28 protein-coding genes are annotated in these 23022 nt (G+C 38.4%); 3 read left to right on the forward strand and 25 right to left on the reverse strand.

The window, feature by feature from the left end:
- Positions 1-6 precede the first annotated feature (6 nt).
- From AC1UFB_RS10860 to AC1UFB_RS10915, 12 genes are all read right to left on the reverse strand, one after another.
- On the reverse strand, positions 7-690 hold the full coding sequence (locus AC1UFB_RS10860) for a peptidoglycan DD-metalloendopeptidase family protein (protein WP_025908351.1): 684 nt from the start codon (positions 688-690) through the stop codon (positions 7-9).
- 158 nt (positions 691-848) lie between these two features.
- Positions 849-2627, reverse strand: a complete 1779-nt coding sequence (locus AC1UFB_RS10865) for an ATP-binding protein (protein WP_482589186.1) — start codon at positions 2625-2627, stop codon at positions 849-851.
- On the reverse strand, positions 2627-3343 hold the full coding sequence (locus AC1UFB_RS10870; protein ID WP_025908349.1) for a response regulator transcription factor: 717 nt from the start codon (positions 3341-3343) through the stop codon (positions 2627-2629). The genes AC1UFB_RS10865 and AC1UFB_RS10870 overlap by 1 nt, the downstream gene beginning before the upstream one ends.
- A 221-nt stretch (positions 3344-3564) precedes the next feature.
- On the reverse strand, positions 3565-4743 hold the full coding sequence (ccsB, locus tag AC1UFB_RS10875) for a c-type cytochrome biogenesis protein CcsB (RefSeq protein WP_025908348.1): 1179 nt from the start codon (positions 4741-4743) through the stop codon (positions 3565-3567).
- A gap of 11 nt (positions 4744-4754) precedes the next feature.
- A complete protein-coding gene (gene resB / locus AC1UFB_RS10880; protein ID WP_100346866.1) occupies positions 4755-6377 on the reverse strand; it encodes a cytochrome c biogenesis protein ResB in 1623 nt (540 codons plus the stop codon).
- Positions 6378-6389: 12 nt separating this feature from the next.
- Positions 6390-6911: a thiol-disulfide oxidoreductase ResA gene (gene resA, locus AC1UFB_RS10885; RefSeq protein ID WP_025908346.1), complete on the reverse strand. Its 522-nt coding sequence runs from the start codon at positions 6909-6911 to the stop codon at positions 6390-6392.
- 227 nt (positions 6912-7138) lie between these two features.
- On the reverse strand, positions 7139-7864 hold the full coding sequence (locus AC1UFB_RS10890; protein WP_061784724.1) for a pseudouridine synthase: 726 nt from the start codon (positions 7862-7864) through the stop codon (positions 7139-7141).
- A gap of 125 nt (positions 7865-7989) precedes the next feature.
- On the reverse strand, positions 7990-8523 hold the full coding sequence (locus tag AC1UFB_RS10895) for a spore maturation protein (protein ID WP_025908344.1): 534 nt from the start codon (positions 8521-8523) through the stop codon (positions 7990-7992).
- On the reverse strand, positions 8520-9119 hold the full coding sequence (locus AC1UFB_RS10900; protein ID WP_100346865.1) for a nucleoside recognition domain-containing protein: 600 nt from the start codon (positions 9117-9119) through the stop codon (positions 8520-8522). Before AC1UFB_RS10900 ends, AC1UFB_RS10895 begins: the two co-directional genes overlap by 4 nt.
- 1 nt (position 9120) lies before the next feature.
- Positions 9121-10257: a D-alanyl-D-alanine carboxypeptidase family protein gene (locus AC1UFB_RS10905; protein ID WP_078989305.1), complete on the reverse strand. Its 1137-nt coding sequence runs from the start codon at positions 10255-10257 to the stop codon at positions 9121-9123.
- A 167-nt stretch (positions 10258-10424) separates the two neighbouring features.
- Positions 10425-10997, reverse strand: a complete 573-nt coding sequence (gene scpB, locus AC1UFB_RS10910; protein ID WP_100346864.1) for an SMC-Scp complex subunit ScpB — start codon at positions 10995-10997, stop codon at positions 10425-10427.
- Positions 10994-11755 carry a segregation/condensation protein A gene (locus tag AC1UFB_RS10915; RefSeq protein ID WP_082802678.1) on the reverse strand — a complete coding sequence of 254 codons (762 nt, stop codon included), beginning with the start codon at positions 11753-11755 and terminating at the stop codon, positions 10994-10996. The genes scpB and AC1UFB_RS10915 overlap by 4 nt, the downstream gene beginning before the upstream one ends.
- 178 nt (positions 11756-11933) lie before the next feature.
- Here AC1UFB_RS10915 and AC1UFB_RS10920 point away from each other — a divergent pair, with 178 nt between their 5' ends.
- Positions 11934-12029, forward strand: coding sequence for a YjcZ family sporulation protein (locus AC1UFB_RS10920; protein ID WP_076512182.1), 96 nt, complete (start codon positions 11934-11936; stop codon positions 12027-12029).
- 73 nt (positions 12030-12102) lie between these two features.
- Positions 12103-12627 (forward strand): DUF309 domain-containing protein, encoded by a 525-nt coding sequence (locus AC1UFB_RS10925; protein ID WP_100346863.1) that lies wholly within the window; start codon positions 12103-12105, stop codon positions 12625-12627.
- A 20-nt stretch (positions 12628-12647) separates the two neighbouring features.
- Here the strand turns inward: AC1UFB_RS10925 and AC1UFB_RS10930 are convergent, their stop codons facing one another.
- Positions 12648-13001 carry a GNAT family N-acetyltransferase gene (locus tag AC1UFB_RS10930; RefSeq protein WP_025908338.1) on the reverse strand — a complete coding sequence of 118 codons (354 nt, stop codon included), beginning with the start codon at positions 12999-13001 and terminating at the stop codon, positions 12648-12650.
- Positions 13002-13202: 201 nt separating this feature from the next.
- Positions 13203-13637, reverse strand: coding sequence for a peptidylprolyl isomerase (locus tag AC1UFB_RS10935; protein WP_025908337.1), 435 nt, complete (start codon positions 13635-13637; stop codon positions 13203-13205).
- Positions 13638-13907: 270 nt separating this feature from the next.
- On the opposite strand from AC1UFB_RS10935, the gene AC1UFB_RS10940 reads away from it, so the two are divergent.
- Complete coding sequence (locus AC1UFB_RS10940; protein WP_373688723.1) at positions 13908-14771, forward strand: DUF1002 domain-containing protein; 864 nt, start codon at positions 13908-13910, stop codon at positions 14769-14771.
- A gap of 31 nt (positions 14772-14802) precedes the next feature.
- Here the strand turns inward: AC1UFB_RS10940 and lysA are convergent, their stop codons facing one another.
- The 11 genes from lysA to spoIIAA all read right to left on the reverse strand — a co-directional run bounded on the left by lysA (position 14803) and on the right by spoIIAA (position 22941).
- Entirely contained in the window at positions 14803-16122 is a 1320-nt protein-coding gene (lysA, locus tag AC1UFB_RS10945) for a diaminopimelate decarboxylase (RefSeq protein WP_025909082.1), read from the reverse strand.
- A 165-nt stretch (positions 16123-16287) separates the two neighbouring features.
- Positions 16288-17739, reverse strand: a complete 1452-nt coding sequence (locus tag AC1UFB_RS10950) for a spore germination protein (protein ID WP_411831128.1) — start codon at positions 17737-17739, stop codon at positions 16288-16290.
- A gap of 7 nt (positions 17740-17746) precedes the next feature.
- Positions 17747-18328: a stage V sporulation protein SpoVABEA gene (spoVAEA, locus tag AC1UFB_RS10955; protein ID WP_061784729.1), complete on the reverse strand. Its 582-nt coding sequence runs from the start codon at positions 18326-18328 to the stop codon at positions 17747-17749.
- A gap of 10 nt (positions 18329-18338) precedes the next feature.
- Entirely contained in the window at positions 18339-18689 is a 351-nt protein-coding gene (spoVAE, locus tag AC1UFB_RS10960) for a stage V sporulation protein AE (RefSeq protein ID WP_025909085.1), read from the reverse strand.
- A gap of 2 nt (positions 18690-18691) precedes the next feature.
- The gene (gene spoVAD, locus AC1UFB_RS10965; protein ID WP_025909086.1) at positions 18692-19705 is read right to left on the reverse strand and encodes a stage V sporulation protein AD; all 1014 of its coding nucleotides are present in this window, start codon (positions 19703-19705) and stop codon (positions 18692-18694) included.
- 18 nt (positions 19706-19723) lie between these two features.
- Entirely contained in the window at positions 19724-20182 is a 459-nt protein-coding gene (gene spoVAC, locus AC1UFB_RS10970; protein ID WP_025909087.1) for a stage V sporulation protein AC, read from the reverse strand.
- 17 nt (positions 20183-20199) lie between these two features.
- Entirely contained in the window at positions 20200-20622 is a 423-nt protein-coding gene (locus AC1UFB_RS10975; RefSeq protein ID WP_025909088.1) for a stage V sporulation protein AB, read from the reverse strand.
- On the reverse strand, positions 20612-21232 hold the full coding sequence (locus AC1UFB_RS10980) for a stage V sporulation protein AA (RefSeq protein ID WP_100346861.1): 621 nt from the start codon (positions 21230-21232) through the stop codon (positions 20612-20614). Before AC1UFB_RS10980 ends, AC1UFB_RS10975 begins: the two co-directional genes overlap by 11 nt.
- A 144-nt stretch (positions 21233-21376) precedes the next feature.
- Positions 21377-22135, reverse strand: a complete 759-nt coding sequence (gene sigF, locus AC1UFB_RS10985; RefSeq protein ID WP_025909090.1) for an RNA polymerase sporulation sigma factor SigF — start codon at positions 22133-22135, stop codon at positions 21377-21379.
- Between the two features lie 12 nt (positions 22136-22147).
- A complete protein-coding gene (spoIIAB, locus tag AC1UFB_RS10990) occupies positions 22148-22591 on the reverse strand; it encodes an anti-sigma F factor (RefSeq protein ID WP_025909091.1) in 444 nt (147 codons plus the stop codon).
- Positions 22591-22941 (reverse strand): anti-sigma F factor antagonist, encoded by a 351-nt coding sequence (gene spoIIAA / locus AC1UFB_RS10995; RefSeq protein WP_025909092.1) that lies wholly within the window; start codon positions 22939-22941, stop codon positions 22591-22593. Before spoIIAA ends, spoIIAB begins: the two co-directional genes overlap by 1 nt.
- Positions 22942-23022 lie beyond the last annotated feature (81 nt).

Consider the following 23022-nt stretch of genomic DNA (forward strand, 5'->3'; position numbering starts at 1 on the left):
TTGTTTTTATTTTGTTATCTTTAGATGTTGACCTGGATAAATATCGCTGGTCGTCATATGATTCCTTCCTTTTAAATCGTCTACATTCATTTCATATTTTTGTGCGATTTTAGATAACGTGTCTCCTCTTTTTACAACGTACCCTTCATTCAACTGTCTAAATACAGCAGTCTCTAAATCTTCCCTTACGTAGGCTGATAATTTCCCTTGATCAAGCTTTGCAATCGGGTTAATAGCATTCGTTTTATTAATATTCCATGTTCCCTTATGAACCTCAAAATGCAAATGAGCACCCGATGATCGCCCTGTGTTACCTACTTGTCCAATTGCCTGACGAATAGAAACTCTTTCACCTTCTGTAACATCTCGACTATTCAAGTGTGCATACACCGTTTCATATCCGTTATCTTGCTTAATAAACACAACTTGTCCATATGTATCAGAGTAATAAGACTTTGTAACTCTTCCACTATATACTGCATACACCTGTGTCCCCACAGGCGCTGCAATATCAATACCAAAATGCTTTGCGTTACGAGAGCCAAACACATCTGTAAGCGTTCCTTCTTCAGTCGGCCAGTTCCACTGTGTAGAAGCTTCTGCTTTAGCCATTGTTCCTCCAACAAACAATAGCCCTATACACATCCCCATAATGACTACTACTAATATTCGCCTTACAATATCAAGCATACATGTCCTCCTATATACTAAGCGTTTCTTGACACATAAATATACTATATGCAGTTTCGAAAATTCTAGACATTTCCAGTAAAAAAGGTTAGAAAATATTTTACTATTTTCTAACCTTTTACTCTTTGGTCTTTAAAACACAAGTAGCATTTATCTTATTAGTAGTGTTTAGGTAGCTTAATAAAAAATGTTGTTCCCTGATTTAAAATGCTGTTTACCACAATGACTCCACGATGTGCTTCTACGATATTTTTTGCAATCGCAAGCCCGAGTCCCGTACCTGATTTCCCTCTTGTTCTTGCCTTATCTGCTTTATAAAATCGTTCAAAAACAAATGGTAAATCTTCTTCTGGTATTCCTACACCTGTATCTTCAACTGAAAGATGAACTTCCGTTTGGTTACTGTTAATACCAAGGGTCACTTTTCCACCTTTAGGGGTATGACGAATCGCATTGTCAATCAAGTTGGTCAATACCTGTTCTATCCGATCTGCATCGATGGTTGCCGGGAGCTGTGTTTGTGAATTGGTTTGGAGTTCCAGCATAACATCCTGCTCTTTGGCAATTCCTTGGAATTTACGAACTACTCGCTCAGCAAGTTCAACCATCTCAATTTCAGCTACGTGAAGCTGAACATGTCCTGCTTCCATTCGAGCTAAATCTAATAGTTCGTTAACAAGTCGCCCCATCCTTAAGGATTCATCGTAAATAACTTGGGTAATTTCTTTTTTCTCTTCTTCCGTGCTAGCAATGTCATCAATAATCGCTTCACTATAACCTTGCAGCATCGAAATAGGTGTGCGTAACTCATGTGAAACATTGGCGATAAAATCTTTTCGGAGCTTATCTAATTTACGCTCTTCTGACATATCACGTAAAACCGCAACGGCTCCGCGAATCTTCGTTTGGTTATAGAGTGGTGACATAAGGATAACCCACGTCTGTCCTTGTATCGTTAGCTCTGCGCTCTGTTCTTTTTCACTTTTAACAACGCTCTCGAACAAACGAACCACTTTTAAAGGAAGCTCTGGAATGGACTGGTTATTCATATTTTGCTCATAGTACCATGCTTGTAAAAACTGATTGGCAGGTGGGTTGGTAATTAAAATCGAACCATTTTGACTAAATGTGATAACCCCATCCGCCATACTACTTAATATACTTGAAAGCTGCTCTTTTTCTTGATTTAAAGCATTAAGGTTGAATTTCAACTGCCTTCCCATCTGATTGAGGGCAATTGCTAGTTCGCCAATTTCATCGTGTGTTAAAATTGGCACTTTCGTCTCAAAATTTCCTTTTGTAACCTCAAAAGCTGCCTGCTTCATTTTTCGAAGCGGAGCGGTAATTCGAGTTGATAAGAAAAAAGCAAAAATTGTAGTTAGTACGATGGCAATACCCGCAGCTAAGATAATGAACTTTGTTGTATAGCGTGCAGGCTCTTCAATTTCAGCTAGTGATTGGTATAAATAAACCCCGCCATTCCCTTGACCATCTGCAGATAACGGAACGCCTACAATAAACATAAGGGGACTTTCTGAAGTACCTCTATTTTCAGTCATGTACATTTCTTCGTGTACAACTTCACCATGCGTGGTCACTCTTTGAAGATTTTCATCTTCAGAAATGAGCGATATGACAGTGTCACGACTCTCTTCTTCCGGGTGAGTGGAGTTCCAATACTTCTTATCTCCCTGTACAATTAAGATACTGGCTTGGTCAGCTAATTCGCGTGCAATTGAAAGCCCGAGCTCCTGGTCTTTGGTTTCCTTTACGATAGTAGAAATTTTAGCTGCAGTTTTAGTTAGTCGTTTTTCTGCGGCATCTACATGATAATTTTCAAAGAACTGCAGCAATAAAACCGTTAAAATAAATAAAACAAACGTAACCAGTAATAGGATAGTGAACCAGAGTTTACCAACAACACTCCGCCAAAACATCAGCTGTTTCCAACCTCGAATTTATACCCTACACCCCAAACGGTTACAATCATTTTAGCAGCGTCTGGAGAGACGCGATTTAATTTTTCTCGCAAACGTTTGACATGAGTATCTACCGTCCTTAAATCTCCAAAGAAATCATAGTGCCAAACTTCTCTCAGAAGCTGCTCACGGTCGTACACTTTATCCGGTGTTTTTGCTAAGAAGCACAGCAATTCGTACTCTTTTGGCGTTAGGTTGACTTCTTTATCATCAGCAGTCACACGATGTGCATCATTATCGATTGTTAAATGGTCAAACACAATCATATTTTTAACCGAAGGTGTTGGCTCCATAACAGGTGTAGACGAAGATCGTCGTAACAAGGCCTTGACGCGCAGTACAACTTCTCTAGGACTGAAGGGCTTAACAATATAGTCATCCGTTCCAACTTCAAAACCTTGAACACGGTTTACTTCTTCACCCTTCGCTGTTAGCATAATAATCGGTGTTGTTTTTTTCTCACGAATTTGTTTACACACTTCAATTCCATCAATTCCAGGCATCATTAAATCTAAAATAATAAGATCATAATTTATATGTAACGCTTTCTCAATAGCCTCATGGCCATCAGCAGCTTCTTCAATCGTATATCCTTCTTTTTCTAAATACATCTTTAACAAACGACGAATACGATCTTCATCGTCCACAAGTAATAATCTTTGTTCAGTTTGCATGTTCTCAACCTCCTATGTTTAGTTTACAAAAAAAACGGGTGAACCGCTACCAATGTCTAATCAACATTGTGACAATCTATGTAACAAATGAACGGGACTTAAAAGGTGTCTCTATTATTTATACTTTTTTATATCATTTTTCATTTATGCCTAATTTCCACATCTGATTGGATTCATTATGACAAAAAAAACTCGCTGTCGCAATGACAGCGAGTTTTTTCTTACGCATATGAGTGTAGGCCTGCAATGACCAAGTTAACCGCAACGAGATTAAACATAATAATAGCAAAGCCACCAACTGCTAGCCATGCTGAACGTTCACCTTGCCAGCCTTTGGCTAAGCGCAGATGTAAAAAGGCTGCGTAAAATAGCCACGTAATTAAAGCCCACACTTCTTTTGGGTCCCACCCCCAGAAGCGTGTCCACGCAATTTGCGCCCATATCATGGCGAAAATTAAAGCACCTAAAGTAAAAACAGGAAACCCAATAGCAACTGAGCGATAGCCTACTTCATCTAATAGTTCACTGTTTACTTGCTTGACTAACGGCTTTAAAGCAGCGCCGATTCGTTTGCGAAGAACAAGACGAAGTAACCAATATAGGACAAAACCACTCATGAGTGACCATAAAACCGTATTTAACTTTTGTGCATTAATAATTGCAGGTACTGAAACCGCTGGCTCTAAACGATCAGTCGTTACTAACTCTCCGTCATGTGGACCAACTAGAGCCGGGAGATGATACACCATTTCAGCCTGCTTTTCATTTTTATCGACCCATGTAAACGTAGCATCATAGTTTGATAAACTAAAAGCTGTTGTCATGATAATAAATCCAACCGTACTCAGTAAAGAATATAAGATAAATTCTAGCCAAAATGTTTTTTTGGTTGCTTTCGTTTGATCAATACATTTAATAAGATAAATCAGTCCCGCTACAAAGCTGATAGCTAAAATTGCTTCGCCGGCAGCAGCCGTTGTAACGTGAATATGTAACCAGTTTGTTTGAAGCGCTGGTATTAAAGGTGAAATTTCCGTTGGAAACATACTTGCATACGCAATGATTAACAGCGCAATAGGAAGAGCAAATACGCCTAGAATACTTAATTTATAGATAAAGTAAATAATAATAAATGCCCCGACAATCATCATGCCAAAGAAGGTTGTAAATTCAAATAGATTACTAACCGGCGCATGGCCTGAAGCAATCCATCTCGTAATAAAATATCCAACTTGTGCAATGAATCCAACAATCGTTACGCTAATTCCAAATATCGGCCACTTGTTTGCCTTATGCTTTGAATTCTTTTCTCTAATGGCTCCACCAAAGAAAAAAGTAGCGACTAAATAAGCAATGAAAGCTACATAAAGCAAGTTACTACTAACGCTAGCAAAATCCATTCTGTCTCCTCCTATCCCTTGTCTTTATCTACTTGATCATGCAACGGCATAATCTTAGTTTGTTGAACTGCTTGATTTAACTCATTTTTCAAACCATACCAGTTTTTATTTGTGTGAGCGGCTAACCACAGCTCATCCCCAATCCTTTGAATCCACAAACGTCGATGATTCCAATACATTCCTTGAATGACACCGATCATAAAGATCGCACCTCCTAGGCCTAAAATCCAAAGCGTATAATCCTTTCTGACTGTTAACCCTGTTACATTTTTTGTATCTACGCCTGCAAAGGACATCTTATAATCATTTTCACCAAGTGGCTCTAGGTTCTGTTGAATAGCGACAAGTGCTACCTCACCTTTTGGATGCTCAGGTGAAAACATTTTAAACACAAAGGCTGGGTTGTTCGGTACCCGTGTTTTGGTATCTGGGTTTCCATCATCATTCAAATAAAAGTCTGGGAAATAGCTAATTAAATCTACTTTATAGCCATCCTTGAGCGTATATGTTTCCTCGGGATTATATAAATCAACTGTTAATTGGCCAATATTTTCTTCCGTTTCTTTGTTTGTTAAATGAAACGACATGGCGTTGAATTCATTAAGCTTATAATCCACCTGGTAAATGGCATAGCCTTCATGCTTTAAAGGTTCATTTACGCGAATGCTCTTATCCTTTAATTCTTTTAATTCTGGCGTTTGCCCAGGAATACTGTCCCCTTCACGCTCGTATAGAGTCACATCGGCTTGATAGTTCTTTACAATGGCTTGATTGCCCACGCGGTCAATTGCTTGTTGAAAAACTTCTTTTTCCGTCTCTTTATCATACATTTCGACTTTAAACGCATTGTTTTTCAAATAGTATTCCCCATCAGTACCGGGCACTACCTTTGTTTCACCTTCTCGTACCCACAGTACTTCATCAACGTACATGCCAGGTACAAACCGAAGCATAGCACCGATTAAGAAAATAATAAGACCAAGGTGATTGACGTAAGGTCCCCATCTCGAAAACCTTCCTTTTTCAGCCAATATATTTCCGCTTTCTTCTCGAATTGTATAACGATGCTTTTTCAACTGCTCTTTCATAGCTTCATAGTCTTCATCTGCCCATGACTTCGTGACGCTAAATAAACGCTGCTTTTTCAAGAAATTGGCGTGTTTTTTTACTCTTTGATACTTTAGTGATTTATAAAGTGGAACAACTCGGTCTAAGCTGGCGATGACCAATGATATACCGAGCGATGCAATTAAAAGCATGTACCACCATGAACCATATAAATTGTGAAATCCTAGTTCGTAGTAGAGTTTTCCCGTCCATCCGTATTCTTGTTCATAGTATTGAACTGCTGTTGTTCCTGGTGGTATGTACATTTCTTGTGGATAAATCGTTCCTAGAGCTGATGCTGCAAGTGTAAGGATAATAATCCAAACACCTACCTTTACTGAAGAGAAAAAGTTCCATATCTTATCAATGATTGTTTTATTGTATGTTTGTGAGCGCCTTGCACTACCCTCATATCGCATATCAACCAGTTGCTTTGAGGACTCTTCATTCAGCGGCTTCCCACACGCTTCACATAATACGGTTCCTTCTTTGTTTTGATGACCGCATTCACATCGTATTTGTTTCATAGCAAAAACTCCCTACGGCTTAATTAATTCCATGTACTCTTGAATTCGTTGTTCATCTAACCCTCCAATAAACACATCGACAATCTTTCCATTCTTATCAATTAAAAACGTAGTTGGTAACGGGTCTACACCGTATGCATGGAGAACTTGTGAATCCCTGTCCATTAAAATCGGAAAGGATAATCCATAACGGTTTGCAAACTGCTTAACAGCAACATCTGTTTCATCAACATTTGCAGCCAAAATTTCAACACCTTGGTCTTTATACTTCGCGTATTGTGCTTCCATTACAGGCATTTCTTTTTCACAAGGTTTACACCACGTGCCCCAAAAGTTTAAAAAGACGCCTTTTCCTTTGTAATCCGACAGCTTATGTTCATTCCCCTCTAAATCTTGGAGAACAAAGTTAGGAGCCTGGTCACCTACTGAAAATGCTTGCTTGTCAGCTATAAACTGCGTATATAGAGTATAGCCCACAGCAACTAATAAAATAGTTAGAATCGTAGTACGAATAAATAAGCGACGTTTTTTCATCCCAATCGAACTCCTCTAAATCGTTTTCATTATGCGTTTTCTTACAATTATAGCATTTTTTCGCATTAGTAAAGGTAAAAATATTATGAAGGTTATGTGACACAGCAACGCTTTCAACAAAGAATGGACAACTCATTTATTTATAATTTATGCGCTTACATCTTTATTCATAAAAAAGCACGTTTAGCTGATCGAATGATCTACCAGCTAAACGTGCCTTGTTATACTTACTTACCTGTTTGTGCTTTCGTATACAGCTGCTTTACTTCATGAGCCGTTAATTCTCTTGCTTCTCCTGCGTTTAAGCCTCTTAAATCTAAATTTGCATAGCGTTCGCGCTTTAATTTTAAGACAGGATGACCAATCGCTTCAAACATGCGACGCACTTGGCGGTTTTTACCTTCATGAATCGATAGCTCTACGATGGCTGTTTGCTTTCCTTTATCAATAGACAGAACTTTTGCACGCGCAGGCGATGTTTTTCCGTCTTCAAGCATAATACCTCTCTGTAGCTGTCTGATTTTTTCACGCGGTGGAATACCTTTAATTTTTGCCACGTACACCTTATCAATTTCGTACTTTGGATGCGTCAGCAGGTTGGCAAATTCACCATCATTTGTTAAAAGAATTAGCCCCGACGTATCATAATCTAAGCGCCCAATTGGATAGATACGTTCTTCAACGTGAGGGAAAAAGTCCACAACCGTTTTTCGATCTTTATCATCCTTCGCTGCTGAAATAACGCCTCTTGGCTTATATAACATAAAATAGACGGGTTCTTCGCGTTCTAATGGTACACCGTCCACTTCAATTTTATCGTTAGGTCCTACCTTTGTTCCTAGCTCTTTTATTGCTTTTCCGTTCACCGTTACTCGTCCTTGCGTAATAAGCTCTTCAGCTTTACGCCTTGAAGCAACACCCGCATGAGCAATTACTTTTTGTAATCGTTCCATTTATATCTCACCTCTTGTAACATCTTACTTGTTTACTCTCTAATATACAAGCCTGTACAGCAAATAGCTATTAATTTTCTCATGCAAAAAAGAAAGCATGTCAAGCCTGCTTTCTTTTACCTTTATTATGACCCAAAAACAAGAATAACAATTACCACTGATGCGACAATGCCTACTAAATCCGCTAACAAGCCAACCTTTAGAGCATCGCCCATTTTTTTTATGCCTACCGCTCCAAAATAAACGGTTAAAATATAAAATGTAGTATCAGTACTTCCCTGCATAGTAGAAGCTAATCGTCCAATAAAGGAATCCGGCCCATACGTTGCAATTAAATCGGTTGTAATACCCAAAGCGGCAGTTCCTGAAATTGGCTTGATTAAAGCAAGTGGTACTATATCAGCTGGCACGCCAACTGCATCTAAAAATGGCTTCATAAAGTTTAAAAAGAAATCTAAAGCTCCAGATGCTCGAAAGATTGAAATACTTACGAGCATCCCAACGAGATAAGGAATAATAGAAAACGCAATTTGTAGTCCATCCTTCCCGCCTTCTACAAATCGTTCATAAGTTGGGATTTTTTTATATGTTCCATATAAAAGGATACAACCTACAATAAGAGGGATAAACATAATGGAAATTTGATTCAATAAGGTCATCTACGCCCCCCTCCTTTTCTCATACGGCGATGGTAGAAATAACGATCAATGATAATGGCTCCCATTGTAGCAACAACCGTTGCAAGAAGTGTCGTTCCTACAATCTCTGTGGGATTGGCGGAATTATACGTGATACGAATGGCAATAACAGTTGTTGGGATTAATGTTAGACTGGTTGTATTGAGCGCTAGCAAAGTAATCATTGACCTACTCGCTTCATCCTTATTACCATTTAGCTGTTTTAACTGTTCCATTGCTTTAATCCCAAGCGGTGTCGCTGCATTACCAAGCCCAAACATATTAGCCATCATATTAGATAGTATATATCCTAAAGCAGGATGATCTTTTGGAATGTCAGGAAACAACCTCCCAATAATAGGACGAAACAACTTGGCTAATTTCTCCAATAATCCAGCGTGTTGCGCAATGTTCATAATGCCTAGCCAAAATACCAATACACTTATTAAACCGATACTGATGGTAACCGCTTCTCCTGCCCCTTGAAAGATTGCTTTATTAACCGCATCCATCTTTCCATTAATGATCGCAAACACAATTCCAATAACCGTTAGCAACATCCAAATGACATTAACCATCTTATCGTGCTCCCGGATAAACGAAAAATAAGTTCTTTACCTTAGTGAAAAATCCCTCTTCTTTCTTTTGCTCATTATGGAAGTAAATCGGTATATTCCCTATTGACTCACCATCTTGTGTCACCTGTAACTCTCCTACAACGCTTGGAACAGGCTTTCCTTCTTTCCACTCTTTTTGGGGTTTAATTAAAATCGTTTTCAACTTAATGGTTTCTTGCTCATCTTTTGTTAATGGATATATAACATCTCTTTTAATTTCAAGCTTCTTTTTATAAAATGAATCTTCGATGCCTTTCAGCTCTCCTTTTGGAGCCAAGCTTGTCATTTTATAATTATCAAAAGCCTCTTCGTACATAGAAATGTGATCATTCCAATCACTAGGTGCGTTAATTGTAACAGCAATTAAATCCATTCCATTTTTTGTGGCCGTCGTTACCAGCGTTCGCTTTGCTAACTTTGTATATCCCGTTTTACCACCTGTGCAATATGCATATAAGCTTGTCAGTAATTTATTTTTATTTTTCCACACGCGGTCCCACTTTTCTTCTGGATGAGCGGTTCTGTAAACTTTTGTTCCTGAAATTTCTCGAAACGTTTTATTATTCATTGCGTAGCGCATCAAGATCGCCATGTCATAGGCTGTTGAACGATGATTTTCATGATTATCTAGTCCATGAGGATTTTGAAATGTGGTATTAGTCATTCCAATTTCATTTGCTTTTTGATTCATTAAATAAACAAATCCCTCTTCGCTGCCCCCTACCATTTCAGCAATCGCTACAGCTGCATCGTTTCCAGATCTCATCATAAGTCCATATACCAAGTCTTTGAGCTTAATTTTTTCACCCTCAATTAAGTAAATGGATGACCCTTCTACTCCCACTGCTCGAGAGCTAACCGTTGTTGTTTGATCAATTTTGCCAGATTCAATCGCTAAAATAGCGGTCATAATTTTCGTAATACTCGCTATGCGGCTAATCGCATCAGCATTTTTCTCATATAAAACTCTTCCAGACTTTTGTTCAATTAAAATTGCACTATGGGCGCTTACACCTGCTGCATATGTAGTAGGAGGTAAACTGCTTAGACCTAAAAATAAAATTATGAAACATATAATGCTTTGCTTTATTTTCCGCATGTCATCCCCGTCCCTTTATCTGTTTGTACAAGTTTATGCACTTGTTTTCATGTTATGAATTATTTACGTAAAGGCATCTTTCAACTTTTATCTTATTTGTAATTTTTTTCTTTTTTTATTCATAAAAAGAACACGATGTATGCTCATCGTGTTCTTTACCAAGTGAGTTATTCTGTTTCTTGAAACGTCCGAAAAAACAAATCTGCTTCCTGTTCAGCGCCTGCTTCATCTTCTGGAAGCGGTGGCAGTTCGCTCAAGTCTTTTAAGCCGAAATAAGCTAAGAATTCTTTTGTTGTTCCATATAGAATCGCTCGGCCTGCTCCTTCTGCGCGTCCTGCTTCTTTTAAAAGCGCTTTGCCAATCAGCGTTTGAAGCGGCCTTTCAGTTTTCACACCGCGAATTTCTTCAATTTCAGCTCGCGTAATCGGTTGACGATATGCTACAATTGCTAGCGTTTCAAGCGCAGCTTGAGATAGCGATTGTGCAGGTGGTGCTTCAATTAATTTTTCCACATACGAAGCATATTCCTGCTTCGTTGCGAATTGAAACTGTCCAGCAATCTGTACTAGCTGAAGACCACGCTTCTCGTCTTCATACTCTTTCATCAGTTTATTTAACTCTATGCTCACTTCATCTTTTGACACATCAAGAAGCTCTTGCAGCTGTTTAATCGATAGCCCCTCATCTCCCACAACGAATAGTAAACTCTCGATAGCCGCAGAAACATGTTGTTTACTCATCTTTCATCATTCCTTTCTTGATATGCAACGTATAGTTCATCTAAGTTATTGGACTGCTCTACGATGACTTCATTCTTTTTCATTAATTCTAAGATGGCTAAGAACGTTACCACAATATGATTGCGCTCAGGATAAGGAAAAAGCTTATAAAAACTTTGTTTGCCCTTTGTTTTTTGGAGTACCGATACAATTTCCGTCATTCTTTTTTCAATTGGAACGTCTTGACGGGCTACTCTTGCTTGCGCTGGCTTCTGTAACTGTTTTCGCTTCATCAACTTCTGTAAAGCACTCAGCATATCATAAAGCGAAACATCTAAATCTCCGCTATCTTGCTGCGGCGATTTTTCATCACTTATTTGCTGTAAGTTACTAGGGGCCTTTGCGTAAATATGGGTTTGTGTTTCTTCAAGCTTTTGAAGTTCAACGGCAGCTTCTTTAAATTTACGATATTCAATTAACTGCTGCATTAACTGTTCGCGAGGATCTTCTTCTATATCATCCATACTATCATCTATATCGTCTTCATCATATGTTGGCAGTAACATTTTACTTTTAATTTGAATAAGCGTAGCAGCCATTACTAGATATTCGCTTGCCACATCTAGCTGAAGCTCGTTCATCGTATGTATATACATCATGTATTGTTCGGTAATCGTTGCTACTGGTATGTCATAAATATCAATTTCAAATCGGTTAATAAGATGCAATAAAAGGTCTAGCGGTCCTTCAAAAGCATCTACCTTCACACTATATTCCAATTCTATCCCACCAAAATTATCATTTAGTCATAAGTCGTACTATCATTAGTATAGAGGATTCTAGACACATGTCCAATATAATTTCTAGGAAAGATAGGTCATTCGCCCATACCAAACGTAAAAATGAACATATGATGTCAGGGTAATAGCATTTTGATAACTCGAAGGAGGAATTCTCATGACTCACAAGCATGATTATAACGGAGGATTTTCTTTAATTATTGTATTGTTTATTTTATTAGTAATTATCGGATGCGCTTGCTTACACTTTTAATAAAATGACCCAAATGTGTTCAGTTTAGCTGGACACTTTTTTATGTTACACTGGCATTAGGAGGTTACCAGTTATGTATCCAAAACCGTATATAGATTATCTTGTTTATTTTCATACAAACAGAGATTATTTCGAATGCCATGAAGTACTAGAAGAACATTGGAAAGTCGCTGATCCTAGGCATCGAAATGTTTTATGGGTTGGGCTCATTCAAGTTGCCGTTTCGCTGTATCATCATCGTCGAAGTAACTACGTAGGTGCTGAACGTACGATGAAAAAAGCAATTTCAATTCTTGATGCGCACCATCAAGAGCTATTTCAGATTGGTTTACAGCCAATCGATTTAATCAGCATACTCAACAAACATTTGCGCTTAATACAGGCTTCAAAACCGTATCAAAGCTTAAATATGCCAATTATAGATGAACACCTTGTTCAGCAATGCCATGCACACCCTTTAGCTCAGACATTCGGATGGCTTACACCATCTAATTTGCAGGATGAACACCTTATTCACCGTCATAAGCTCCGTGATCGAACAGCTATCATTGCAGAGCGGGCAAAGAAACTACGAAAAAGCAGAGCTTCTCGTAGTTAAGACTACTGCAGCTCTGCTTTTTATTGTTCACTTTGACATTTTTCATAAAACGGTGCAATTAACTCACTAGGCTTAATTTGAGCATTAGAATACATCTGCTGAAGTGCTTTAATCATTTCTTTTCCGATCCCCTGCTGGCGATGAGATGGATTGACACTCACATGTTGAACCTCAACTAAATCTTGATCAATAATTGAAACTCCAACAATACCGATAAAGTCTTCTCCCTGTTTCCATAAATATAGCTGGCGATTTTCGTTTTGCTCATAATCTTTCATCGTTTGCTGAAGTTTTTTTAAATCCTTTTCAGTTGGCACAAACGACAGAAGACCCATAGCAATTTTTTCATGACTTCTTTTATAGCGAATAAGCATAAAATTCTCCCTCGTTCTCAAACTTTCCTACGATGTGTTCGTTAATTCTAATGCTTTTATCATACAAAATTTATGAAATAATAGCAACACCGCTGTAAATTCACATAAAAAGAGCGACATGTAAAGTTGATTTCACAACTTACAAGGCGCTCTATTATCACTCTTTTCAACCTAATGTTGAATTGTTACAGCATGAGAATATTACTCTTCCCACACCTTAACTTCTTTCATCACATCACCGTTACGCATCTTCAATACTGTATCTAACCCTTCTGTTACTTTACCAAACACAGTATGAACACCATTTAAGTGTGGCTGTGGCTCATGTACGATAAAGAATTGACTTCCGCCAGTATCTTTTCCTGCATGAGCCATTGATAATGAACCAGCTTCATGCTTATGAGGATTACCTTCTGTTTCACACTTAATTGTATATCCAGGACCGCCAGCTCCTGTGCCTGTAGGATCTCCACCTTGTGATACAAATCCAGGGATAACGCGGTGGAACGTTACGCCGTTATAAAAACCTTCAGCTGCTAATTTTTCAAAGTTTTCAACTGTTCCAGGCGCTTCATTTTCAAATAAATCAATTAGAATTTTTTCTCCATTTTCCATTAAAATACTTGCTTTTTTCATGTATAAAACCTCCAAATTATGTATTTCAACACTTATGGTTGTACATAAGTAACTATGCACGCTTTAACAATGTTTCATCTTATTGTACTATAAGTGAATATCTAAATTCAATGAATCACTTTTCTCCAATCAATTAGCGAATTTTTCTTTTTTTGAAACTTTCTTGTTGTCTCTTCGTTTAATAAGTAGCGCGAGATGAAACTATCGCATTATCTAAAATCGTATTATAATAGGATATGATTAAAGGAGGAAAAAATTATGAAGCCTTATATAAAAATAGCTTTGCTTACTATGAGCTTGATTTTGTTTTTAACAGCGCCAATAAAAAGTCTTGCAGACGCAGCTGTAGGTGACGTCATTGTTACTTTAGGAGAAGATTTAACAATTGCGCAAAAAGAAAAAGTATTAAAAGACCTTGAAGCACCAGATAATGCGCAAACCATTACTGTGTCTAACGCAGAAGAACATGAGTATTTAGGTGACTTTATTCCAAAAGCAACCATCGGCTCTAGAGCGATTTCATCTTCAAGCATTACGCTTACTGCAAAAGATTCAGGCTTAAGCGTAGCCACCCAAAACATTACATCCATTACGGATGATATGTACCTAAACGCGTTAATGACTGCAGGTGTAAAAGACGCTGATATTAAAATTACTGCACCTTTTGAAGTATCAGGTACTGCCGCATTAACCGGAATTATGAAAGCCTATGAAGTACAAACAAATAAAAAAATACCTGAAGAGGTTAAAAAAGCGGCCAACGAAGAGATGGTTCAAACAGCTGAACTTGGTGAAAAAGTAGGAAAAGAAAAAGCAGCTGAATTTATGGCAACAATAAAAGAAGAAATTGCCAAAGAAAATCCACAAACAAAAGATGATTTGCGTGCTTTAATCGAGCGTGTAGCCAATGATTTAGGCATTAGCCTAACAGACTCTGAGCTGAACACACTCGTTGACTTTTTCAATCGTTTAAAAGACTTAGATATTGATTGGAATCAAGTTAAAGATCAATTATCAGCTACTAAAGAGAAAGTCACAACATTTTTGCAGTCTGAAGAAGGACAGTCATTCCTTGATAAACTAAAAAACTTCTTTATTAGTATCATTGATGCTATTAAAGCTTTATTCTCATAAAAAAACGGTTGCCTCTAAGGCAACCGTTTTTTTACTTTTTTAACGCAACGTTATACTTTAAATCATTTTTAATAATATCTTCATATGTTTCACGTTGTACAACTAACTGAGCATCTCCATCTTCAACAAACACGACCGCTGGTTTAGGCAAACGGTTATACTGACTCGCCATTGAATAACCATATGCACCTGTACAGAACATCGCTAGAATATCACCTGGACGTGCTGTTGGCAACGACAAGTCCCACATTAGCATGTCTCCAGATTCACAGCATTTCCCAGCAATCGATACAAGTTCATCTTTCACATCATTCATTCGATTCGCAAGAGCAGCTTCATACTTTGCTTGATATAATGCAGGACGGATATTATCATTCATCCCCCCATCAATCGCAACATATTCACGAATATTCGGGACATGTTTGCGTGAACCAACAGAGTAAAGTGTTGTACCTGCATCTCCTACGAGTGAACGGCCAGGTTCAATCCAAATTTCAGGAATTGGAACATCTAGTTGAGCTGATTGCTTTTTAACTTCTTCAATAATCACTTCTACATATTCGGAAACAGGAATAGGCTGATCTTCCTCTGTGTAGCGAATTCCGAACCCTCCCCCAAGATTAAGTACTTCCGGTACATAGCCAATTGTTTCCTTCCACTCTTTCATTTTTGAAAAAAGCTTCTGAGTCGCCATGACAAATCCTGTTGTTTCAAAGATTTGTGAACCAATATGGCAGTGAATTCCTAACAGGTTAATTCCACTGGTTTCCATCACAGCTTTAATTGCTTCATCAGCTTGACCATTTTGCAAATCAAAACCAAACTTTGAATCTTCTTGTCCTGTGAGAATGTAGTCATGAGTATGAGCTTCAATACCTGGTGTTAAGCGCAATAATACAGGCATCGTTTTGCGATACTGTTCTGTTAGTTCTTGTAACAGCGCAATCTCATAAAAGTTATCTACAACAATGCACCCAATATCTTCTTTAATAGCCATCTCTAACTCAGCTCGGCTTTTATTGTTTCCATGAAAATGAATCCGTTCTTTAGGAAAATTAGCCGCCAGCGCCGTATAAAGCTCTCCTCCAGATACAACATCTAAGGACAGGCCTTCTTGGTCTACCACTTGTACCATCGCAACGGTCGAGAAGGCTTTACTTGCATATGCTACCTGTGCTTTTATATTGTGTTTTTCAAACGTTTCTTTAAACCCTCTAGCACGTTGACGAATTAAAGCGACATCATATACGTAAAGAGGCGTTCCAAACTCTTTACCAAGCTTAACCGCGTCTACACCACCGATTTCAAGATGACCTTGTTCATTAATGCGACTTGTACCATGTAAAAACATCCTTCTACCCCGTTCCTTTATATATTGTAAAAAAGACAGCTGACAGCATAAAGAGCTGCTAACTGTCTAAAAATTTATTATTTTACATAATTAAAACAAATCTATCACATTTTTTTACAGGTTTCAACTACATATTGCTAAATAAACAAGAGATGGCTACCAGATTTACGACTCTGCTGGCTGACGATCTTTATCTTGTGGGTGTACAATGCTAGGTCTGGATTTCGCAGACGGTACCGCTGGGCGAATAATAATCTGAAGCAGCGCGTTAGGATTAAATGGCATAAACGGCCATAGATAAGGCGTGTTCAACGACTTTAAGCTCACGAGATAGATTAAATACAGCGTAGACATAATAACAAATCCAGGCGTGTGAAAAGCAGCTACACCTATTAAGAGCATTAAACGAATTATTTTATTCGCAATGGCCAATTCATAACTTGGAGTAGCAAATGTACCAATTGCTGCTACCGCTGTGTATAAGATTACCTCAGGTACAAAAAGTCCTACATCAATGGCAATCTCCCCAATGAGAACAGCGGCGATTAAGCCCATGGCGGTAGCTAGAGCAGTTGGTGTATGAATGGCGGCCATCCTTAAGAATTCGATGCCTAAGTCAGCTAAGAAGATTTGAATAACAATTGGAATATTCGTTTGCTCATTGGGTCCTATAAACTGAAGTGCCGGCGGCAAAAGCTGTGGTTCTAGAACAAATAATAGCCATAGTGGTAATAAAAATACAGATGCTAAAATCCCTAATAACCTTACCCACCTAATAAACGTCCCAACAGCAGGAGATTGCCTATATTCTTCTGCATGTTGTAAATGATGAAAAAACGTAGTTGGCGTAATAATGACACTTGGTGATGTATCTGTAATTAAAATAACGTGCCCTTCTAATAAATGCGTAGCAGCTGTATCTGGTCTTTCCGTATAGCGAACCATAGGAAACGGATTAAAACCTTGTTTGACCATATACTCTTCTAGCGATTTATCTGCCATCGGTAGACCGTCTACTTTGATAGAAGTAAGCTCTTTTTTTATAATTTCCACAAGTCCAGGATCTGCAATTTCATCTATGTACCCAATTGCTACGTCCAGTTTGGAACGTTCACCTACTTTAAAGATTTCAAAGCGTAGTCTTCCATCTCGAATTCGACGACGAGTTAGTGCTGTATTGATAATAATATTTTCTGTATATCCATCGCGCGCACCGCGAATAACTCTTTCTGTATCTGGTTCTTCTGGCGAACGCCCTGGATACATCCTTACATCAACTTCAAAGCCTACTTCTTCTCCATCAATAAGTACAAAAATGAGACCTGATAAAATGGTATCCATTCCTTCATCCAGTGTTCTTAGCGGCTTAACCTGTTGATGAATTAAACGGTTTTCAATAATATCTTTTAATTTTGCCTGCTCAACTTCATTATCATTAATTTGAACAAGTACTTTGGTAATTTCAATGATAAATGCACTATCACATAGGCCTGTTACGTAGTATACATGCACTTCTCGACCTAGGATAAGAAGTTTACGAACACCTACATCAAAGCTTGTAATCATACTAGCGTTTTCTTTGTACCATTCATCATTTTGTTGAATCTTTGGGAAAATCTTTGTTTTATTTTCCACTTTGTTGCTCACGGAAGCCACTCCTTTCTAAAATCAGTTGTACAGCTTGCTCTGTAATTGGACAACCAGCTTTTACATCATCCATGCGTGCCATTTTACCAATGTCTCCAATTCCGACAACCAGCGGAACATCGAGCTCATCTAAACAGTACACCGTGTCACCATTTATTCGCCCAACCTCCAACTCTTGAATACCACTTTTATCCACACCATAATGCGTTAGTTCACCAAAGCGGTCGATTGTAACATCTACTTTGGACCATTCACTTTGATGAGTTCTAGAAGCTACCGCAATAACACCTAATACATCCATTTGTTTATTTGTCGCTACATACTTAAGCGCTTGTTCTCCAGCACCTTCGCCAACAAAGCCGCTGTCATCGAACATAACAAATACAGGATCATACGGTGCTTCTAAAATCATGCCAACAATTTCTTTACCCGTTAGAGTCGTTGGATTTCCGTAGGACTTTGAAATACATCTGCCGCCCACTTTTTTCGCAATGTACTCAATGTTTTTTCGTGCGTATTCATCTCCATCTGTAATTAAAATAACTTGCCTTTTTTTCATATCACACCTCTTATCCTTTTGGTTTAAAGATTAGCGCGATGATAAAAGCAAATAAAATAGCTGCTGAAATACCTGCCGACGTTAGCTCAAACATACCGATACCAATTCCAATAAACCCATGTTCATCTGCTTGATGCATAGCTCCGTGTAATAGCGAGTGTCCAAAGCTTGTAATTGGAACTGTGGCGCCTGCTCCAGCAAATTCGATAAATTTATCATAAATCCCAAATCCATCTAAGATTGCTCCAATTACTACAAAGGAACTCATAACGTGAGCAGGGGTAAGCTTGGCAAAATCAAGCAACAGCTGACCGATTACACAGATTGCTCCTCCTACCACAAAAGCAATAACATAATCCACAATTACCCCTCCTCAACATGTTCCATTACAACACCGTGTGCAATGGTTGGTATTGATTCTTTTTGCTGCGTCATCGTTGGGCTAAGCAGTGCTCCCGTTGCAACAACAAAGATTCGTTTTAAGTTTCCTGACTTTAATTCATTAAGCAGATGTCCATATGTGACAACAGCAGAGCAACCGCATCCACTTCCACCAGCAAATACGTTTTGGTTCGGCCGATAAACCATCAAGCCGCAATCATTATGATTCTCTGAAACGTCATACCCTTCGTCTTTTAATAACTGTTTCAAAATTGGGCTACCGACGCCTGATAAATCTCCAGTAACGATCAAATCGTAGTGATCCGGAGAAATCTGTAAATCTTCAAAATGTTTTTGAATCGTATCCGCAGCCGCTGGAGCCATAGCTGAACCCATATCAAAAGGGTTTTTAATTCCATAATCCATTACTCGTCCTACAGTAGCAGAGGTCAAGCGAACAGGACTCTTTTGTCTAGAAACAAGTGCACTTCCTGCTCCCGTAATTGTTGCAGTTGCAGTGTCTGGTTTTTGCCCTCCGTATTCAGTCGGGTACCGAAACTGCCTCTCTGCCGTTGCATTATGGCTGCTGGCAGACGCTATAATACGGTTGGCGAACCCTGCATCTACAAGCGCAGCTCCCGTTGCTAACGTTTCCATTGAAGTAGAGCAAGCTCCAAACATACAAAGAAAAGGAATTTGGTGATCTCTTGCGACAAAATTGGCCGTTACGTTTTGATTTAAAAGATCACCAGCTAAAAATAAATCTACGTCTTCATACGATAAATTCATCTTCCCCAAACATGAGTCGATGGATTCGCGCATAAGCTTACGCTCAGCTAACTCCCAATTTGCTTCTTCACAGTGCAGATCTTTATGCGTGATATCAAAGGTACTTCCTAATGGACCGTCAGCTTCTTTGGGTCCAACAGCTGTACCAGCTGCGTTAATATAAACAAGATTTTCATATACCCATGTTTGTTTTCCAGCCTTTCTCATTTACTTTCTCTCCTCTATCTAAAAAAATGTTTTAAATATATATCGAATCATTCCGACGATATAAGCAGCCACAACACCAAAAACGATGACGTTTCCAGCTAGCTTAAACATATTTGTTGCAACTCCTAAAACAAGCCCTTCACTTCTATGTTCGAGGGCTGCACTTGTCATTGAATTCGCAAACCCAGTAATCGGTACGGCAGATCCGGCACCTGCAAATTGACCGATTCGATCGTATACACCGATACCTGTTAAGATTGCTGAAATTAAAACAAGCGTTGCGGCTGTTGGATTTCCTGCTGTTTTTGTCGTGAAATCAAAAAATGTGATATAAAAGTTTTGTATAGCTTGCCCAAACCCACATATCAACCCTCCAACGATAAAAGCTTTGAGACAATTCAACACATAAGGAGGATTTGGTTGAAATGATTTTATATTCTCTTGATAGTTATCTTTTAGCTTTTGATTACCTGCCACTTATTATCCACTCCTTTTTATTGATTAACAAAATAAACCCAGTGAAAAAGCGATCCAAAAACCTTCCCCAGTACAATCGCCATTAGTAATAGAATAAGCTTTCCATCCATTCCTATTCTTTTTGTTAAGATAGGCAATACATTCAGCATCTCAGTTAGAGCAGCTGCTAGCATACCAAAGAAAATTCCACTCGCTAACCCGATAATGCCAATAAACAGTGAAGGAACGCTCCATGTATACTGATGTAAACTACACCAACCACCAGCTACTGCTCCCCCAACAACAGCCCACTCATAAAATTGAATATATTTCATTGTTTTCGTAAGCTGCATCAACCTTGGAATAATGCCTAGCACTGTTAAAAAAGCCACAAATCCTCCACCTACAGCTAGCCCACTAGCAAACCCTACAATTATGGTAAATACGATGTTAGCGATCATCTAAATTCTTCATACTTTCTTTGTTCTCATGCATAATGACATACTGATCTAAATCCTGTTGATAATTGAACATTTCAACTTCTAAAGGGCTAGGTTCTTCATTAATTCGCTTGCGAAACACGTGGTTAAAAAAGAGAATCATGCCTAAACCAAGGCCAAATGAATAGGGGATTTGAATGACTAAAGGCTGCTTATCCTTTATTCCTGTGAGCATATAAAACAGTTTTTGATGCACTTGCTGCATGCTAACATCTTCATGAAAATTCATGACGGCCATGGCCGCACCAATAAACAATAGAAACCAGACAGCTATAAATGCGATAAAAGACGATTGTTTTTTTTTATAAACAACTTCAACAATCGTTTGAGCAGGACCAATTGTTTGAACATCAAGGTGAGGACAAGCCTTCTTTATTAATGCAATTACTTTCATTAAATCAATGATGATAATGTTACAATCACTCTTTTTCACCTTATACACGCTGAGCTGAGCAAGTTCTTTCTCAATTGATTCTTCACTTATCAAGAGAGCTAGCTGTCCAAGGTTGACCACTGCATTTGGTTCGACCTGCACACGATGTCTCATTTTGATATATAAAGTATTATCCATTTACATCACACCTACAATTCGTTATCCTCCTTGTACGTGTAGTATGTATTCACATAAATTTTCTAATTCAAAGTTTCACAACATACCATTAATTACCAAAAAAAAAAAAAAAAGAGCAGCAGGTTATAGATAACCTGCTGCTCTTTATTCATTCATTTGACTCTTCATTTGCTTTAAAATTTTCTTTTCAAGCCTTGATACCTGCACCTGAGAAATCCCCAATCGAGACGCAACCTCTGATTGAGTTTGATCTTTGTAATAACGCAAATATACAATGAGCTTTTCACGTTCCTCTAACTCTTCAATAGCTTCTTTTAATGCAATTTTATCAAACCATTTTGCTTCACTATGGTCAGCAATTTGATCAAGAAGCGTAATTGGGTCACCATCGTTTTCATAAACGGTTTCATGTATAGAAGACGGTGCTCGATTTGCTTCTTGCGCCATAACCACTTCTTCAGGTGTAAAATCCAAGTGTTCAGCAACCTCTGCCACAGTGGGAACCCGTCCAAGCATTTTTGATAATTCATCTTTGGCTTTTCGGATTTTATTGCTCATTTCTTTTAATGAACGGCTTACTTTCACCGTTCCATCGTCTCGAATAAAACGTTGTATTTCACCAATAATCATTGGAACTGCATAGGTTGAAAATTTCACATCATAGGATAAATCGAACTTGTCGACTGACTTGAGCAAGCCAATACAGCCAATCTGAAACAAATCATCAGGCTCATATCCTCGATTAATAAATCGCTGTACAACTGACCAAACCAACCTCATATTTTTCTGAACGATTGTATCCCTAGCATTCTGATCACCTTGTTGACTGCGCTTGATGAGGTCTTTCACTTCATGATCTTTTAAATACGGCTCATTTTTCTCCTTTTTGACCTCCACATCCATCGGCAAGTCTCCTTAATTACATAGCGCTTTACTATTTGTTAATTGTTTTTTTAAGTAGACAGTTGTTCCCGCTAAAGGCGCAGATACGACGTTAATTTCATCCATGAAGTTCTCCATGATTGTAAAACCCATTCCAGAACGCTCAAGTTCAGGTTTTGTTGTGTAAAGAGGCTGCGTAGCTTCATTAACATCATCAATTCCCACACCGTCGTCCTTAATAATAAGTTCAACCATTCCATTATCATGAAGCGTAACGTCAATGTGTACAATACCTTCTGCGTTATTGTTATAACCATGAATAATGGCGTTCGTTACGGCTTCTGACACAACTGTTTTAATTTCCGTTAACTCATCCATTGTAGGGTCAAGCTGCGTGATAAAAGCAGCCACCGTAACCCGTGCAAATGATTCATTTTGACTAAGAGCTGAGAATTGAAGGTGCATTTCGTTTTTCATCATGCCACCCCCAACTTCTGCAGCGCGTTTTGTTCACTTGGCTCAAAGCGAATAATTTTAAATAACCCAGACATATTGAAGAGGCGTTCAACCGGTGGAGAGATTGCACATACAACCATTTCTCCTCCGTTGTTTCGAACCTGCTTGTACCTTCCTAAAATAACCCCGAGACCTGAGCTATCCATAAACGTTAATTTCTCAAGGTTTAAAATTAAGTGCTGAATCGCATTTTGTTCTAACTCTTGTGTAATGCGGGTTCTTAAATGCTCTGCAGCATGATGATCTAACTCTCCACCCAATCGCACTAACAGCACATCCTGTTTTAATTCAAGTTCTATAGAAAGACTCACTATACAAACCTCCTAATCAGTCGTATAGTCAATCTTTCGCTATAGCGAAGACGTATTCCTTCTGAGTGACAAAACTAGTAG

The sequence above is a fragment of the Priestia sp. KCTC 13724 genome (genome assembly GCF_056820425.1).

Coding starts and splice junctions, on each gene's coding strand:
- AC1UFB_RS10860 (WP_025908351.1), bottom strand. CDS start 690: ATGCTTGATATTGTAAGGCGAATATTAGTAGTAGTCATTATGGGGATG.
- AC1UFB_RS10865 (WP_482589186.1), bottom strand. CDS start 2,627: ATGTTTTGGCGGAGTGTTGTTGGTAAACTCTGGTTCACTATCCTATTA.
- AC1UFB_RS10870 (WP_025908349.1), bottom strand. CDS start 3,343: ATGCAAACTGAACAAAGATTATTACTTGTGGACGATGAAGATCGTATT.
- ccsB (WP_025908348.1), bottom strand. CDS start 4,743: ATGGATTTTGCTAGCGTTAGTAGTAACTTGCTTTATGTAGCTTTCATT.
- resB (WP_100346866.1), bottom strand. CDS start 6,377: ATGAAACAAATACGATGTGAATGCGGTCATCAAAACAAAGAAGGAACC.
- resA (WP_025908346.1), bottom strand. CDS start 6,911: ATGAAAAAACGTCGCTTATTTATTCGTACTACGATTCTAACTATTTTA.
- AC1UFB_RS10890 (WP_061784724.1), bottom strand. CDS start 7,864: ATGGAACGATTACAAAAAGTAATTGCTCATGCGGGTGTTGCTTCAAGG.
- AC1UFB_RS10895 (WP_025908344.1), bottom strand. CDS start 8,523: ATGACCTTATTGAATCAAATTTCCATTATGTTTATCCCTCTTATTGTA.
- AC1UFB_RS10900 (WP_100346865.1), bottom strand. CDS start 9,119: ATGGTTAATGTCATTTGGATGTTGCTAACGGTTATTGGAATTGTGTTT.
- AC1UFB_RS10905 (WP_078989305.1), bottom strand. CDS start 10,257: ATGCGGAAAATAAAGCAAAGCATTATATGTTTCATAATTTTATTTTTA.
- scpB (WP_100346864.1), bottom strand. CDS start 10,997: ATGAGTAAACAACATGTTTCTGCGGCTATCGAGAGTTTACTATTCGTT.
- AC1UFB_RS10920 (WP_076512182.1), top strand. CDS start 11,934: ATGACTCACAAGCATGATTATAACGGAGGATTTTCTTTAATTATTGTA.
- AC1UFB_RS10925 (WP_100346863.1), top strand. CDS start 12,103: ATGTATCCAAAACCGTATATAGATTATCTTGTTTATTTTCATACAAAC.
- AC1UFB_RS10930 (WP_025908338.1), bottom strand. CDS start 13,001: ATGCTTATTCGCTATAAAAGAAGTCATGAAAAAATTGCTATGGGTCTT.
- AC1UFB_RS10935 (WP_025908337.1), bottom strand. CDS start 13,637: ATGAAAAAAGCAAGTATTTTAATGGAAAATGGAGAAAAAATTCTAATT.
- lysA (WP_025909082.1), bottom strand. CDS start 16,122: ATGTTTTTACATGGTACAAGTCGCATTAATGAACAAGGTCATCTTGAA.
- spoVAEA (WP_061784729.1), bottom strand. CDS start 18,328: ATGAAAAAAAGGCAAGTTATTTTAATTACAGATGGAGATGAATACGCA.
- spoVAD (WP_025909086.1), bottom strand. CDS start 19,705: ATGAGAAAGGCTGGAAAACAAACATGGGTATATGAAAATCTTGTTTAT.
- AC1UFB_RS10975 (WP_025909088.1), bottom strand. CDS start 20,622: ATGATCGCTAACATCGTATTTACCATAATTGTAGGGTTTGCTAGTGGG.
- AC1UFB_RS10980 (WP_100346861.1), bottom strand. CDS start 21,232: ATGGATAATACTTTATATATCAAAATGAGACATCGTGTGCAGGTCGAA.
- sigF (WP_025909090.1), bottom strand. CDS start 22,135: ATGGATGTGGAGGTCAAAAAGGAGAAAAATGAGCCGTATTTAAAAGAT.
- spoIIAB (WP_025909091.1), bottom strand. CDS start 22,591: ATGAAAAACGAAATGCACCTTCAATTCTCAGCTCTTAGTCAAAATGAA.